This is a genomic window from Pseudomonas sp. LS44 (assembly GCF_024730785.1).
Classification (GTDB): Bacteria; Pseudomonadota; Gammaproteobacteria; order Pseudomonadales; family Pseudomonadaceae; genus Aquipseudomonas.
On record NZ_CP102830.1, the window covers coordinates 574,097 to 589,338 of the forward strand.

Here is a 15,242-nt window from a genome sequence, read left to right on the forward strand (position 1 = left end):
GCATGACTGTGATCCTCAGCGAGCCGTTCAAGAGCCTGTGGGCCGGTCGCGATCCGTTCGCCGCGGTCGAGCAGCTACAGGGCCAGGTGTACCGCGAGTTGGAGGGCCGGCGCACGCTGCGCACCGAGGTCGCCGGGCGCGGCTATTTCGTCAAGATCCACCGCGGCATCGGCTGGGGCGAAATTGCCAAGAATCTGCTCAGTGCCAAATTGCCGGTACTCGGCGCAGGCCAGGAATGGCGGGCTCTCCACCGCCTGCATGAGGCCGGCGTACCGACCATGACCGCCGTCGCCTATGGCGAGCGCGGCACCAATCCGGCGAGCCGTCACTCGTTCATCATCACCGAAGAACTGGCGCCGACCGTCGACCTCGAAGTGTTCACCCAGACGTGGCGCGAGCAGCCGCCTGAGCCGCGCCTCAAGCGTGCGCTGATCGCCGAAGTGGCGCGGATGACCGGCACCATGCACCGCGCCGGGGTCAATCATCGCGATTGCTATATCTGTCATTTCCTCCTGCATACCGACCAAGTGCCGACGGCCGACAATCTCAAGCTGTCGCTGATCGACCTGCACCGTGCACAAACGCGTGAGAGCACACCGCGCCGCTGGCGCGACAAGGACCTGGCCGGGCTGTATTTCTCGGCGCTGAACATTGGTCTGAGCCGGCGCGACAAGCTGCGTTTCCTCAAGGGCTATTTCTTAGCGACACAGGGCGAGCAGTCGCTGCGTGGGATTTTGCGTGACGAAGCGCGCCTGCTGGCTTGGCTGGAGCGCAAGGCCGAGCGCCTGCTGCTCCGCTATCAGCGTAAATACGCTCCGGGGGCACAAGGATGAGCGGCTGGACAGTGGCGGAGCAATTGGAGCCATCGGCGGCTGCGCTGTTTGCCGATCTCGACGCGGTGTTCGCCCTGCAAGGCGAAGAAATTACGCGCGATACGCTGTCCGAAGTCTTGCGCGTCGAGCATCTGGGGCGGCGTTATTACGTCAAACGCTACTGGGGTGGCGGTAAAGGTTTGCGCCGTTACCTCGGCCGGCCACGGGTCAAGGCCGAGTGGCAGAACCTCAAGCACTTCGCCAAATGGGGCATCGCCACCGCGCCGCTGGTGGCTTACGGCCTGGAACGTCAGCACGGCAAGTTCGCCCGCGGAGCGGTGATCACCGCGGAACTGCTCGGCACCGATGACCTGGGCGTGCTGGCCCGGAATAATGACCCGCGCTTGCGGGATGCGCGCTGGGTCGACACGATCAGCCGCCAATTGGCCAAGGCTACGCGAGTCCTGCATGACCATCACTTTGCCCACAATGATTTGAAGTGGCGTAATTTGCTGGTCAACCAGCAGGCCGAGCTGTTCTTCATCGATTGCCCGGCGGGTGACTTCTGGAGCGGCGCCATGCTGCGCCGGCGCATCGTCAAAGACCTCGCCTGTCTGGACAAAGTCGCCAAGCAGCAGCTGTCGGCCAGCCAGCGCTTGCGTTTCTACCTGCAATACCGCGATCGCCAGCGTCTGAACGCCAGCGATAAGAAACGCATCCGCCAGATCGTCGAGTTTTTCGAGGGGCGCGAATGAACGACTTTATCGCCGCAGAGGATCGCGCCTTGCTGGAGCGCCATGGCTTGGCCGACTTCGAGGCCTTGTGGGCGCTCCAACTGGAAGCGGTAGACGAGCCGAATACCGGGCGCGGCGGCTGGAGCAGCGTCTATCGCCTGGATCTGGGCGAGGCGGCCTATTACCTGAAGCGGCAAAGCAACTACCTGACCCGCAGCCCACTGCACCCGTTCGGTGAGCCGACTTTCGCCCGTGAATTCCGCAATATCCAGCGTTATCACGAGCGCGGCATTCCGGTCTTGCGGGCGGCGTTCTTTGCCGAACGACGCCTGCCTGGCGAGCAACGCGCGATTCTCCTGACTCGCGCGCTGGATGGCTGGCAGGACCTCGAGCATTGGCTGCAGCGCTGGGATGAAATAGCCGCCGAGCGGCGTGCGGCCATCCTGCGCACGTGTGGCCAACTGGCCCGGCGGTTACACGCAGCGGGGCAGATGCATGGCTGCCTCTATCCCAAGCATATTTTCCTGCGTGAAACCGACGATAACTTCCAGGCCTGCCTGATCGATCTGGAAAAAGCCCGGCCACTGCTGTTCGGTCGCTACGACCGGGTCAAGGATCTCGAGCCGCTGCTGCGCCGCGCCAGGGGTTGGGATGAGACGGATGTGGAGCGCTTGCTGGACGCTTATCTGGGCGATCGTGACGATCTGCATAATTGGTCGCGGCGCTTGCTGGCGCGCCGCCGCTACAAAGAGGCGTACCGATGACCCTAAGCGAATTGAGCGCAGCTGGCCGCTCGCCACGGTTGCCGCTGGAGCTGGAGCTGGCAGACGCTGCCGGCTCCTCGACCTTGCGCGTGGACAGCCTGCTGCGCGTCTTGCCTGGCCGCCGTTATGTCGGTGTCGGCGACTGGCGCGGGCGCAAGGTGCTGGCCAAGTTATTGGTCGGTCGCCGTGCGTCACGCTATTTTCTGCGTGAGCTGCAAGGCGCGCGTTCGCTCGCTGAGCAGAACCTGCCAACGCCGGCACTGCTCGCCAGCGGCTTGATCGAAGGCGAGGGCGGTTGGCTGCTGTTCGATTACCTCGACGGCGCCGAAAGCCTTGGCGATGTCTGGGCGGCAGTGCAGGACCAGGCGCCGGTCTCCGAGCCGCAGCGCGCGGTACTCGGCGCGGCCCTCGAAGCGATTGCCGCGCTGCATGGCAAAGGCCTGTGGCAGGCCGATCTGCACCTGGACAATCTGCTCCGCCATAACGGCCAGCTGTATCTGATCGACGGCGGCAGCGTGCAGGGGCAAACGCCCGGGCAGCCACTCGGTCGCGAGCAGGTGCTGGCCAATCTCGGGGTGTTCTTCGCTCAGCTGCCACCGGCACTCGAGCCGCATATCGAGGAATTACTGGTGCACTACCTGCTGGCCAACAGCGAACATGCCCTGCCGCTCGAAGCTTTGCTCAAGGAAGTCGCCAAGGTGCGGCGCTGGCGCCTGCGCAGCTACCTGAAGAAGGTCGGCCGCGATTGCACTCTGTTCAGTGTGCAGCGCGGCGCCTTTGGCTTGCAGGCGCTGTGGCGGGAGCGCGAGGTGCCATTGCAGCTGCTGTTGCAAGCGCCCGATAGCTGGGCGGAGCAAGGCCAGATCTACAAAGACGGTGGCTCGGCGACTGTGGCCAAGGTCATACTCGATGGCCAGCCGCTGGTGATCAAGCGCTACAACATCAAAAATTTGCTGCATTGGTTCAGGCGTTTCTGGCGCCCCAGCCGCGCCTGGCACAGCTGGCGCGAAGGCCATCGCCTGCAGCTGCTGGGCATCGCCACGCCGCGCCCGCTGGCACTGATCGAGCGGCGTTGGTGCTGGTTGCGCGGGCGCGCCTACCTGATTACCGAATGCTGCGATGGTCAGGATATACTCGCGAATTTCCAGCATTACTTGGACGATTCACCCCCGGAACACCAGCTGCTCGCACTGGATAGGCTGTTCGCCAGCCTGATTCGCGAGCGCATCAGTCATGGTGATTTAAAGGGTACCAACCTGTTCTGGCAGGAGCAGCCAGGTGGCGGCAATTGGGCGCTGATCGATCTTGATGCTATGCATCAACATCACAGTCGCCGAGCTTTCGCCCGCGGCTACGCGCGGGACAGAGCGCGTTTTTTGCGCAATTGGCCTGCCGATTCGGCGCTGCACCGTTTGCTTGACCGACGTTTACCGCAGGTGTCCGACATCTGCTCAGAAGATTAGAAAGAGGCTAGACCTGTGGCATTGACGATTCTCGGCCTTTCCGGCGCCCTCAGTCATGATCCCTCCGCCGCGCTGTATATCGACGGCAAACTAATCGCTGCCGTCGAAGAAGAGCGCTTCGTGCGCGATAAGCACGCGAAGAATCGTATGCCCTACGAGTCGGCCAAGTTCTGCCTGGAGCAGGCCGGGATCAAGCCCGAAGATGTCGATGTGGTGGCGATTCCGTTCGCGCCGATCAGTCTGTTTGGCAAGGCCCGCTGGCATTACGCCAAGCGTTACGCCTACGCGCCGGATCGCGCCCTCGACGCCATCCTGATGGGCAATCGCCGCTACAAGCGCTATCACAAGCGCATTCAGTGGTGCCTGCAGCAACTCGGTTTCGATCTGAAGAGGATCAAGATCCAGCCGGTCGAGCACCACCTGGCGCATGCCTCCAGTGCCTACCACTGCTCGGGCTTCACCGAGAAAACCGCGATCCTCGGCATCGACGGCAAGGGTGAGTACGCCACCACCTTCTTCGGCTACGGCGAGAACGGCAAGATTCACAAGCTCAAAGAGTTCTACGATCCGGATTCGCTTGGCGGCCTGTACGGTGCGATCACCGAATTCCTCGGTTTCGAGATGCTCGACGGCGAATTCAAAGTCATGGGCATGGCGCCCTACGGCGATGCCAGCAAGTACGATTTTTCGCGCCTGGCCAAATTCGAGAATGGCGAACTGGTGATCAACACCGAGTACGCCAACGTCATCGGCCTGCGTCGTTATAAAGAAAAGGGCAAAGGCTTCTACTTCTCGCCCAAGCTGATCGAGTGGCTCGGCCCCAAGCGCGAAGGCGACATCGCCGATGACCCGTACATCCATTACGCGGCCAGCATGCAAGCGCTGTTCGAGAAGCTCGCGCTGCAGATGATCGACCACTACCTCGGCGACATCCTCAAGGAGACTGGCAAGATTGCCTTTGCCGGCGGCTGCGCGCTGAACGTCAAGCTCAACCAGAAAATCATCGCCCGTCCGGAAGTGAAGGAGCTGTTCGTTCAGCCGGCTTCCGGCGACGCCGGTACCGCAGTCGGCGCGGCGGCCTATGTGTCGCATCAGCGCGGCGTGCCGGTGGAGAAGATGGAGCACGTCTATCTCGGCCCGGCGTACTCGAACGAAGACGTGATCGCCGCCTGTGCCAAGCACCCGAGCCAGCCCAAGTGGCAGCAGATTGACGACATGCCGCGGCGCATCGCCGAGATCATGGTCGCCGGCAATCCGGTGGCCTGGTTCCAGGGGCGCATGGAGTTCGGTCCGCGCGCCCTCGGCGGCCGTTCGATCATCGGCTGCCCGAGCATTGCCGGGGTCGCCGATCGCATCAACGCGCAGATCAAGTTTCGCGAGCGTTGGAGACCGTTCTGTCCGTCGATGCTCGACACCGTCGCGCCGCAAATGATCAAGATCGACCATCCGGCACCGTTCATGACCTTCACTTTTGAAGTCGCCGAAGAGTGGAAGACCCGCGTGCCGGAAGTCGTGCACGAGGACGGCACCTCGCGCGCCCAGGTGCTCAAGCGCGAATACAACCCGCGCTACTACGACATGATGAAAGAACTGGAAAACCTCACCGGCAACGGCGTGTCGCTGAACACCTCGCTGAACCGCCGTGGCGAACCGATGATCTGCTCACCGACCGATGCGCTGAACATGTTCTTCGGCTCGGATCTGCAGTACCTGATCATGGAGGACATTCTGGTGGTCAAGGAGGGTGCGGACGGGTATGACGCAGGCGCGTGAGTTAATGCTGAGCGTCGTTATCCCGGCGTACAACTACGCCGCGACGCTGCCGCGCGCAGTGCGCTCGGTGCTGGCCCAGCTCGACGAGGCACCCGCCGAGCTGATCGTCATCGACGACGGCTCCACCGACGACACGCCGCAGGTGCTCGACCAATTGCTGGCCGAGCACCCGGGACGCTTCCGGGCGATCCGCAAGGCGAATAGCGGGTTGGCGTCGGTGCGCAATCTGGGTATCGATGAGGCCACCGGCGATTTTTTGGTGTTTCTCGATGCCGACGACGAGCTCGCCCAGGGTGCATTGGCCGCGCTGGCCGAGCACATCGTGGCCAACCCGGACTCGCGGATGGTGATCGGCGCGCACAGGTCGGTGTTTGCCGACGGCAAGCGCAAGCTGCACGAGGTGAAGGCCTTGCCGGCGACGCCGCGGCAGCGTGTGAGGGGCTACCTGATCGACAAGACGGTGGCCCTGTCCAATGGCGCCTGTGCCATGCACCGCGAGGTGTTCGGCCCGGGCCGCTATCCCGAACGCTTTCGCAGTACCGAGGACATCCCGGTGTTCGCCCAGGTGTTGGCCGGGTTCCCCTGCAGCGTGCTGAATCAGCCAGTGGCGTTAATCCACCGCCACGCCACCAGCCTGCGCCATAACCTGACGCATGCGCGGGCCACCGGTCTGGAGCTGGTGGATGAAGTGTTTGCGCCGGCGCGCATGCCGGCCGAACTGCAGGATCTGAAGTCCGCGTTTTTGGCCCAACGCTGCCTGTCGCTGTTCCGCACGTTCGCCAGCGCCGGTGAGTTCGACACGGCCATGCAGTTCTATCGCCAGGCGGTACGCGCCGACTTCGCAGTTCTGCTGCGCTGGTCTTATACGCGCAAGGCGCTGCGCGTATTGTTCAAATCCAAAGGGCGGAATCGGTGAGCCAGCGTCGCTTCAAAGTGCTGCAATTGCAGAACCGCTACAACGTCAACGCGTCGGATTTGGCCGAGCAGGTCATTCAAGGGCTGCCGGCGGAGCGCTTCGAGGTCGCCACCGCGTTCCTGCGCGGTCGTCCGGGCCCCGGCGAGCCGGAAAGCCGGGCCCCGCGTTCCATTTATTTCGGCTTCAGCCAAGGCGCAACCAAGGGCCTGCGTCTGCGTGCGTTGTGGGCCCTGTTTCGCCATTGCCGGGCGGAGCGCTACGACGCGGTGATCGCGCATCGCTTCAAACCGATCAACATGCTGATGCTGCTCAATCGCTGGTTGAAGGTGCCTGCGTGCATCGGCGTCCTGCACGGTCTGGGCGAGTACGACCGGGCCTATCGCCGCTGGGAGATGCGCCGTCTGCTCACGTCGGCCTGGCGGCTGGTTGGGGTGTCGCGGGCGGTGCGCGATGACCTGGTCAACTGTGGCGCCGGCTTCACTGCAAGCAACACCCGGCAGATCAACAACGCCATCGATATCGTGCGCGCCGAGAAGCTTCAGCATCCGCGCCAGCAGGCCCGTGAGCTGCTCGGTCTGCCGGCCGCTGCCTTTGTGTTCGGCACCATCGGCCGGCTGGTTCCGGTCAAGGGCCATATCCACCTGCTGGAGGCGTTCGCTGCGGTCAAAGACGAGCAGCCGGCGGCGATGTTGGCGATCATCGGCGAAGGCCGCTCGCGGGTCGAGTTGGAGGCCGCGATCGCGTGGCACGGCCTGCAGGGCCGGGTCCTGCTGCTCGGGGCCAAGGACGATGCCCTGCAGTACGTGCGGGCCTTCGATGTGTTCGTCATGCCGTCGCTTAGCGAAGGCTTGCCGCTGGCGCTGCTGGAGGGCATGAGTGGCCACCTGCCGGTGATCGGCTCGGACATCGACAGCCTGCGACCGATCCTCGAAGACTGTGGCGGGCGCATCTTCCCGGTCGGCCAGCCGCAGGGCTTGGCTGAGCAGCTGCGCGCGGTGCTGACGCTGAGTCCGGAAGCACGCACGGCGGAGGGCGAACGCGCGTATGCCTATCTGTGTCGCGCCCATGCCGTCGAGGATTTCCGCCAACAGTACCGTGAGCTACTGGAAGAGCTGCTCGCCGGCGGCCCGCGGGGGACGCCATGAGCGCGCCGCCGCTGGTCAGCGTGATCATCGCCTCCTACAACCATGCGCCGTACATCGAGGCGAGCATTCTGAGTGTGCTGGCGCAGACCTATGCGCAGATCGAACTGCTGGTGGTCGACGATGGCTCGCAGGACGACAGCGTCGAGCGCATCCGTCGATTGCAGGCGCAGCATGGTTTCGACTTTCGCGTCCAGACCAACCAGGGCCTGGCGCGCACGCTCAACGACGCGATCGCTCGTTCTCGCGGCAGCCTGATCGCGCCTTTCGGCTCCGACGACATCATGCTGCCGGGCCGTATCGCCACTCAGGTGGCTTACATGGCGGGCAAGCCGGAAGCCGGCATCTGTGCCGGCAATATTCAAACCATTGATGCCGATGGGCGGCCGGTGGCTGGACGTGAGCGCGAGCGACCCTTCCGGCGTCTGGATTTTGAGGATGTGTTTCAGGGCGACAAGCCGGGTGCGCCGGCGCCCACCCTGTTGTTCCGTCGCGAGGCGCTGGAGCGGGTCGGTGGTTTCGATCCCTCGGTGCGCCTCGAGGACCTGCTGGTCGAGCTGAAGATCACCCGCGCCGGGTACTTCATCGATGTGTTGGCCGAGGTGCTGGCCCAATACCGCGTTCACGGCAGCAATGCCTACAAGAACCGCCGCTTCATGATCGACAATGTGCTGAGCACCTACGCCCAGTTCAGCGCACATCCGGCCTATGCCAAGGTCTGCGCGCGCTTTATCAACTCGATGTTGCTCAAGTGCGCGCGGGAGGATAAGCCGCTGGCGCGCGAGTTGCTCGGGCGATTGCCGCTGCGCTATTGGGATAGCAAGACGCTGCGGGCCTTGGGGCGCCTCCTACTAGGCTGACCGCGTGCGCGCATGGCCGAGGAAGGCCGTGATGTCCGGCGAGCAGGCTTGAGGGGCTTTTCCTAGGCCCGCCGCGCGCCTAGGTATTGGGGTGGTTTTGCCAAGCGGTTGTCGTAGGCGTTGTAGTGGCGCACTCATTGAGCATCTTCAGCTGGGGTAAAGGCGCTCTAGATCCTTGGCCAGTTGCCGGGCGGCCTGGCTACCGCAGCTTAGGTAGTAACCACTCAGCAAGGCGCTGCGGTGCAGGCGGGCCAGCCAGGTAATGTCTTCTGCATAGCGCAACATATGTTGCAGGTTGCGCCTGCGCTTCCAGCGCGCCAAGGGTCGGCCGGCGATCTTCATGTCTGAGAGGTCGATCAGGCCAAAACTATCGTCCGGCAGGTACAGCACATTGCCCAGATGCAGGGAGCGGAAGTACACGCCGAGCTGATGGAGTTGCCCCAGGAAAGCGCCGAAACGCTTGATTTCGCTGCTGCGGCTGTTTTCATCCAGAGCCCGCCAGCGGCCACGCAGGGTTTCCCCAGGCAGCGGCTGATAACGCACGCCGTTCAGGCTGCGGTCGGGGATCAGCACGGTCTCGACGATGGTCGGGGCCGGGATACCCAGCTGGTTCAGGCGCCGAGCATTGTCGGCAAAACGTTGTGCCGGCGCCGACCATAGGGCGGAGGAGAGCAAGCGTTTGCGCCGGTAGAGCTTGAGGAAGTCGCCGCCCACCAGGTGTGCGACCTTGAGGCCATAGCCATCCTCTTCGATGACCTGGGCGTCCTGCAACAGAGTTTCCAGCTCGCCGAGGCTCAAGGTTCTCATGGTTTGGCCGCCTGCAGGCGCTGGCTGATAGAGAGAGCGGCCACCATGGACAGCGGTATCCAGATGAGGAACCAGCTTTCGTTGGGGCGGGAGAGGAAACTGCTGCCTTCGGTCATGCCCGCCGCCAAGCCGTAGATCACCAAAGTCGAGGCGAGTTGGAAGCGCTGATCTGCCCGATGGTGGACGCAGGTACCCAGCACCATTCCGTACAGCACCAGCCAGAGCAGCAAGCCTACCAGGCCCAGCTCTAATGCTACGGCCAGCCCAACGTTATGGGGGTCGACATAAGGAAAGGTGAATCCCTCGATCCAGAGCTGCAAAGGGGCATCGTAGCCAAGCCCCAGCCATGGCTGCGTTTGATGCTGTTCAAAGGCTGCGGTCCAGAGTTGAGGGCGATAAGACAGTCCCCGGGCTAGGAGCAGATCGGGAAAGCACAGCGCCAATAGGAGGCCCGCAATGCTCAGGCCGCCGATCAAGTAAAGCGTGCGCCGCTGCGGTGCCATCAGGGCTAACCAGAGGCTGGCCAGACCAATGGCCATCAAGGGGGTGCGTGAGCCGGTGGCGAGGACGGCGCCTAGCAGCACGGCTGCGCCGAGGAGGCCATAGACGCGCAGGGATTTCCCTTCCGTGGCCCAGGCGGCGAGCCAATAGATGCAGAAGAAGCCGAGAACGTGGGAGGTCAGCAGCGGATTGATCAGTCCGCCGGTGCCGATCAAGCGGCCATCCGGCGGCTGGGTGAGGAAATGCAGTGACTGGATCACGAGGGCGGCTACCAGGGCCAGTCCTGCGCCTAGCCGAAGCAGGCGCGGCAACATGCGCTCGTCGTGCAGCACCATCAGGGTGCAACTGGCGAACAACATGAACACATAGAGCGGACGTTTGGCTAGCGAGGCGAGATTTTCTGTGCTGCTGGTCCAGCTCAGACTGAGCAGTAGCCAGGCGGCGAAGGCGAGGAAGGCCAATACGATGGGGGTGCGCAGCAGCTGCAGCAGTGCGCGGGGCTGGGCGATCAGGCCGAGCAAGGCGGGGAAGGCCATCAGGAGATAGTAGAGCTTGGAGTAGTGGTTGCGCTCGCCTACCCAGAACAATCCGCTGAGCAGGACGAGGTAGCCTAGAGGCAGCCAGCGCCGTGCGATGAATTGGTTCAGTTGGAGACGGGAAAACGGTGGCGAGGCGGAGAGAGGCACGCGAGAGTTCTGCATATGTGGCCAGGGACGCCGGCATCTTAAAGCATCCGCCGGGAAGTGGCAGCCGTCGCTGTGCTAAGCTGGTCGCCCTTTCCTACGTCAAAGCATGGGCGCATGAGCGATCAGCATCCGAGTGCCTCGCGGCCTTCCAGTCTGAAAATCTATTTCCGCTTGCTGGGTTATGTGAAGCCTTACGCCGGCCTGTTCCTGGTCAGTATTCTCGGCTTCATCATCTTCGCCTCCACCCAGCCGATGCTGGGCGGCATGCTCAAATACTTCGTCGATGGCCTGACCAATCCCGACGCCGTGCTCTTCCCGCAGATTCCCTATCTGCGCGACCTGAAATTGTTGCAGGCGGTACCCTTGCTGATTGTGCTGATTGCCCTGTGGCAAGGATTGGGCTCCTTCCTCGGCAACTACTTCCTGGCCAAGGTTTCCCTGGGGCTGGTGCATGACCTGCGGGTGGCCTTGTTCAACAACCTGCTGGTGCTGCCCAACCGCTATTTCGACAGCCACAACTCCGGCCACCTGATCTCGCGCATCACCTTCAACGTCACCATGGTCACCGGGGCTGCCACCGATGCGATCAAAGTGGTGATCCGCGAAGGCATGACGGTGATTTTCTTGTTTGCCACCCTGTTATGGATGAACTGGAAGCTGACCCTGGTGATGCTCGCCATCCTGCCGCTGATCGCTCTGATGGTCAGCAGCGCTAGTGGCAAGTTTCGCAAGCAGAGCAAGAAGATCCAGGTGGCTATGGGCGACGTCACCCATGTGGCCTCGGAAACCATCCAGGGCTACCGGGTGGTGCGCAGCTTCGGCGGTGAACCCTACGAGCAGAAGCGCTTCCTCGCCGCCAGCCAGAGCAACACCGACAAGCAGTTGCGCATGACCAAGACCAGTGCGGTCTACACCCCGATGCTGCAGCTGGTGATCTTCAGCGCCATGGCGGTGTTGATGTTCCTCGTGCTCTGGTTGCGTGGCGACGCCTCGGCGGGCGATCTGGTCGCCTACATCACTATCGCCGGCCTATTGCCCAAGCCGATCCGCCAGCTGTCGGAAGTCAGTTCGACGGTGCAGCGCGGTGTGGCCGGTGCCGAGAGCATTTTCGAGCAGCTGGATGAAGTGGCGGAGCGCGACGATGGCACTGTGGAGCGCGAGCGCGTCAGCGGCCGCCTGGAAGTGCGCAACCTGAGCTTCCAGTATCCCGGCGCGGACAAGCGCGTGCTGGACGACATCAGTTTCACCGCCGAACCCGGGCAGATGATCGCCCTGGTCGGCCGTTCCGGCAGCGGCAAGTCGACCCTGGCCAACCTGATCCCGCGCTTCTATCACCACGAGCAAGGGCAGATCCTGCTCGATGGCGTCGATGTCGAGCAGTACCGCCTACGCAACCTGCGCCGGCACATCGCCCTGGTCACCCAGCAGGTGACCCTGTTCAGCGACAGCGTCGCCAACAACATCGCCTACGGCGACTTGGCTGACGCGCCGCGGGCGGATATCGAGCAGGCGGCCGAGGCGGCCTATGCCAAGGAATTCATCGACAAGCTGGCGCGCGGCTTCGACACCGAGGTGGGCGAGAACGGCGTGCTGCTGTCCGGCGGCCAGCGCCAGCGCCTGGCGATCGCCCGGGCCCTGCTCAAGAATTCCCCGCTGCTGGTGCTGGATGAGGCGACTTCGGCCTTGGATACCGAGTCCGAACGGCATATCCAGGCCGCACTGGATCGCGTCATGCAAGGGCGCACGACGCTGGTGATCGCACATCGCCTGTCGACCATCGAGAAGGCTGACCTGATCCTGGTGATGGATCAGGGGCGTATCGTCGAGCGCGGTACCCACGCCGAGTTGCTGGCGCTCAAGGGCTACTATGCCCGCTTGCACGCCATGGGCCTGGAAGAAGGCGCGCCCGCGGATATCGCCTGATAAAATTACCCCCTTATCCAAGGCCCGGAGTTGCCATGAAGTTAGCCATGCCCCGTTTCGATCAGGCCCCCGTGCTGGTGGTCGGTGATGTCATGCTCGATCGTTACTGGCACGGCAGTACCTCGCGGATTTCCCCCGAAGCGCCGGTGCCGGTGGTGCGTGTCGATCAAATCGAGGACCGTCCGGGCGGTGCCGCCAACGTCGCCCTGAACATCGCCGCGCTCGGTGCACCGGCGTCGCTGATCGGTGTCACCGGCGAGGACGAGGCCGCCGCCAGCCTGGCCGCCAGCCTGGCCGGCGCCGGGGTGAAAACCCGTTTCCAGCGCCTGCCGCTGCAACCGACCATCGTCAAGCTGCGGGTCATGAGCCGCCACCAGCAGCTGCTGCGGATGGACTTCGAAGAGCCGTTCGCCACCGATGCCGCGGCGCTGGCGCGGGATGTCGATGCGCTGCTCGACGGCGTCAAGGTGCTGGTCCTCTCCGACTACGGCAAGGGCGCGCTGAAGAACCATCAGGCGCTGATCCAGATCGCCCGCGCGCGTGGTGTGCGGGTGCTGGCTGACCCTAAGGGCAAGGATTTCAGCATCTACCGTGGCGCCAGCCTGATCACTCCCAATCTGCATGAGTTCGAAACTATCGTCGGCGGTTGCGCCGACGAGAACGAGCTGGTCAGCAAGGGCGCGCAATTGATGCACGAGCTGGAGCTCGGTGCCCTGCTGGTGACGCGCGGCGAGCACGGCATGACCCTGCTGCGCCCCGACCAGCCGGCCTTGCACCTGCCGGCCCGGGCCCGCGAAGTGTTCGATGTCACCGGTGCCGGTGACACGGTGATTTCCACCCTGGCCGCATCGCTGGCTGCTGGCGAAGAACTGCCGCAAGCCGTGGCACTGGCCAACCTGGCCGCCGGTATCGTGGTCGGCAAGCTCGGTACTGCGGCGATCAGTGCTCCGGAACTGCGCCGCGCCGTGCAGCGCGAGGAGGGTTCTGAGCGTGGCGTGCTGAGCCTCGAGCAACTGCTCACTAGCATCGAGGACGCCCGCGCCCATGGCGAGAAGATCGTCTTCACCAATGGCTGCTTCGACATCCTGCACGCCGGCCATGTGACCTATCTGGAGCAGGCGCGCGCCCAGGGCGATCGACTGATTCTGGCGGTCAACGACGACGCCTCGGTCAGCCGCCTGAAGGGCCCGGGTCGACCGATTAACGCGGTCGACCGGCGGATGGCGGTGCTCGCCGGCCTGGAAGCGGTCGACTGGGTGGTGAGCTTCAGCGAAGACACCCCGGAACAGTTGCTCGCCCAGGTCAGGCCGGACGTGCTGGTCAAGGGCGGCGACTACGGCATCGACCAGGTGGTCGGTGCCGAGCTGGTCAAATCCTATGGCGGCACGGTGAAAGTGCTCGGTCTGGTGGAAAACAGCTCGACCACCGCCATCGTCGAGAAAATCCGCAGCCGCTGATTGGGGTAACTGACTGACCTGCCAGCCCGGCGCGGCAGGCCGGTCATTGGCGCGAGTGGCGGCGGCGCGCATGCTTCGGGCATCTTCCTGCCGTATGGAGCGAGCCGCCCATGAGTTCCGATGCCCGAGGACGCGCCCTGGCCATGCTCAATCGCATGGCCCAGGCCGACTGGCCTGATCGCCTGAAACTCCGCAAATCCATCGAAAAACTCGTCTACACCGGTAGCCGTGCGGGCTTTCGCTTGGCCGCCGAACGGGCTGCCAAGCCGCGCAGTGTGGCGCGCGCGCCGGGCGTCGACGAATTGTTCGATCTGTCCCTGAGCGACGATCAGCAGATGCTGGTGGAGATGTTGGGTGCCTTTGCCGCCGAGGTGTTGCGCCCGGCGGCGCACGATGCCGATGCCCAGGCGACGATCCCCGCGGCACTGCTCAATCAGGCTCACGAGCTGGGGCTGGCGCATTACGGCGTCGGTGAAGCGCACGGCGGTCTGGCCGGCTCGCGCACTACGCTCAGCAATGCACTGATCGCCGAGGCACTTGGGCAGGGCGACCTGGCCTTGGCGGCGGCGCTGCTGGTGCCGCTGTCGGCGGCCAACTGTATCCGCCGCTGGGCCGCGCCCGAGCAGCAGGCGCGCTGGCTGCCGGCGTTCGTCACCGACGCACCAGCGCCGCTTATCGCCATCGCCGTGAACGAAGCGCAGGTGCTGTTCGATCCGCTCAAGCTGCGCACCCAGGCCAAGCGCAAGGGCCAGCACTACGTGCTATCCGGCGAGAAATGCCTGGTGCTGCGCGGCCTGGAGGCCAGTCAGCTGATTATTGCGGCGCACAGCGAGCAGGGCCCGGCGCTATTTCTGCTGCCCGCCGACGCCAAGGGCGTAACCCGTACAGCCGAGCCGGCGATGGGTCTCAAGGCCGGCGGCACGGCACGCATCACCCTGAAGAACGTCAAAGTCGCCGCCGCACAGCGCTTGGCCGCCAGCGACTTCGATTACCAGAGTTTCCTCGACCACGCCGCGTTGGCCTGGTGCGCGCTGGCAGTGGGCACCGCGCAGGCGGCCCTGGATTACGTGGTCGGCTACTGCAACGAGCGCGTCGCGTTTGGCGAGCCGATCAGTCATCGGCAAGGCGTGGCGTTCATGGTTGCTGACCTCGCCATCGAAGTGGATGCCATGCGCTTGATGGTCTGGCGCGCCTGTGCGCGTGCCGAGGCCGGCCTGCCGTTTCATCGCGAGGCCTACCTGGCGCGACTGCTGTGCGCCGAGAAGGCGATGAAGATCGGCACCGACGCGCTGCAATTGCTCGGCGGTCACGGCTTTACCCAGGAGCATCCGGCCGAGCGCTGGTATCGCGATCTACGTGCCGTGGCTTTGATGGCCGGCGGCTTGCAGTTATAAAGGGACGACA

At 63.9% G+C, this 15,242-nt stretch carries 13 protein-coding genes; 11 read left to right on the plus strand and 2 right to left on the minus strand.

Annotation, left to right across the window (positions count from 1 at the left end; translation table 11 throughout):
* The first annotated feature begins 2 nt into the window (after nucleotides 1-2).
* From rfaP to NVV93_RS02640, 8 genes are read left to right on the plus strand one after another with little or no spacing between them, the layout of a single operon-like run.
* A complete protein-coding gene (gene rfaP / locus NVV93_RS02605) occupies nucleotides 3-833 on the plus strand; it encodes a lipopolysaccharide core heptose(I) kinase RfaP (RefSeq protein WP_258252906.1) in 831 nt (276 codons plus the stop codon).
* The gene (locus NVV93_RS02610) at nucleotides 830-1,567 is read left to right on the plus strand and encodes a lipopolysaccharide kinase InaA family protein (RefSeq protein ID WP_258252907.1); all 738 of its coding nucleotides are present in this window, start codon (nucleotides 830-832) and stop codon (nucleotides 1,565-1,567) included. Before rfaP ends, NVV93_RS02610 begins: the two co-directional genes overlap by 4 nt.
* Nucleotides 1,564-2,310, plus strand: a complete 747-nt coding sequence (locus tag NVV93_RS02615) for a lipopolysaccharide kinase InaA family protein (RefSeq protein WP_258252908.1) — start codon at nucleotides 1,564-1,566, stop codon at nucleotides 2,308-2,310. Before NVV93_RS02610 ends, NVV93_RS02615 begins: the two co-directional genes overlap by 4 nt.
* Nucleotides 2,307-3,773: a lipopolysaccharide kinase InaA family protein gene (locus NVV93_RS02620; protein WP_258252909.1), complete on the plus strand. Its 1,467-nt coding sequence runs from the start codon at nucleotides 2,307-2,309 to the stop codon at nucleotides 3,771-3,773. The genes NVV93_RS02615 and NVV93_RS02620 overlap by 4 nt, the downstream gene beginning before the upstream one ends.
* 15 nt (nucleotides 3,774-3,788) lie before the next feature.
* Complete coding sequence (locus NVV93_RS02625) at nucleotides 3,789-5,546, plus strand: carbamoyltransferase (protein ID WP_258252910.1); 1,758 nt, start codon at nucleotides 3,789-3,791, stop codon at nucleotides 5,544-5,546.
* A gap of 4 nt (nucleotides 5,547-5,550) precedes the next feature.
* Nucleotides 5,551-6,462: a glycosyltransferase family A protein gene (locus tag NVV93_RS02630; RefSeq protein ID WP_258252911.1), complete on the plus strand. Its 912-nt coding sequence runs from the start codon at nucleotides 5,551-5,553 to the stop codon at nucleotides 6,460-6,462.
* Entirely contained in the window at nucleotides 6,459-7,607 is a 1,149-nt protein-coding gene (locus tag NVV93_RS02635) for a glycosyltransferase (RefSeq protein ID WP_258252912.1), read from the plus strand. Before NVV93_RS02630 ends, NVV93_RS02635 begins: the two co-directional genes overlap by 4 nt.
* Nucleotides 7,604-8,464: a glycosyltransferase gene (locus NVV93_RS02640; protein ID WP_258252913.1), complete on the plus strand. Its 861-nt coding sequence runs from the start codon at nucleotides 7,604-7,606 to the stop codon at nucleotides 8,462-8,464. The genes NVV93_RS02635 and NVV93_RS02640 overlap by 4 nt, the downstream gene beginning before the upstream one ends.
* Nucleotides 8,465-8,611: 147 nt before the next feature.
* On the opposite strand, the gene NVV93_RS02645 is transcribed toward NVV93_RS02640, so the two are convergent.
* Nucleotides 8,612-9,271 carry a lipopolysaccharide kinase InaA family protein gene (locus NVV93_RS02645; RefSeq protein WP_258252914.1) on the minus strand — a complete coding sequence of 220 codons (660 nt, stop codon included), beginning with the start codon at nucleotides 9,269-9,271 and terminating at the stop codon, nucleotides 8,612-8,614.
* The gene (locus tag NVV93_RS02650) at nucleotides 9,268-10,458 is read right to left on the minus strand and encodes an O-antigen ligase family protein (RefSeq protein ID WP_258252915.1); all 1,191 of its coding nucleotides are present in this window, start codon (nucleotides 10,456-10,458) and stop codon (nucleotides 9,268-9,270) included. Before NVV93_RS02650 ends, NVV93_RS02645 begins: the two co-directional genes overlap by 4 nt.
* 114 nt (nucleotides 10,459-10,572) lie before the next feature.
* On the opposite strand from NVV93_RS02650, the gene msbA reads away from it, so the two are divergent.
* From msbA to NVV93_RS02665, 3 genes are all read left to right on the plus strand, one after another.
* Nucleotides 10,573-12,381 carry a lipid A export permease/ATP-binding protein MsbA gene (gene msbA, locus NVV93_RS02655; RefSeq protein WP_258252916.1) on the plus strand — a complete coding sequence of 603 codons (1,809 nt, stop codon included), beginning with the start codon at nucleotides 10,573-10,575 and terminating at the stop codon, nucleotides 12,379-12,381.
* A gap of 35 nt (nucleotides 12,382-12,416) precedes the next feature.
* Entirely contained in the window at nucleotides 12,417-13,838 is a 1,422-nt protein-coding gene (gene hldE, locus NVV93_RS02660; RefSeq protein WP_258252917.1) for a bifunctional D-glycero-beta-D-manno-heptose-7-phosphate kinase/D-glycero-beta-D-manno-heptose 1-phosphate adenylyltransferase HldE, read from the plus strand.
* Between the two features lie 110 nt (nucleotides 13,839-13,948).
* Nucleotides 13,949-15,232, plus strand: coding sequence for an acyl-CoA dehydrogenase family protein (locus tag NVV93_RS02665; RefSeq protein ID WP_258252918.1), 1,284 nt, complete (start codon nucleotides 13,949-13,951; stop codon nucleotides 15,230-15,232).
* The last annotated feature ends 10 nt before the right edge of the window (nucleotides 15,233-15,242 follow it).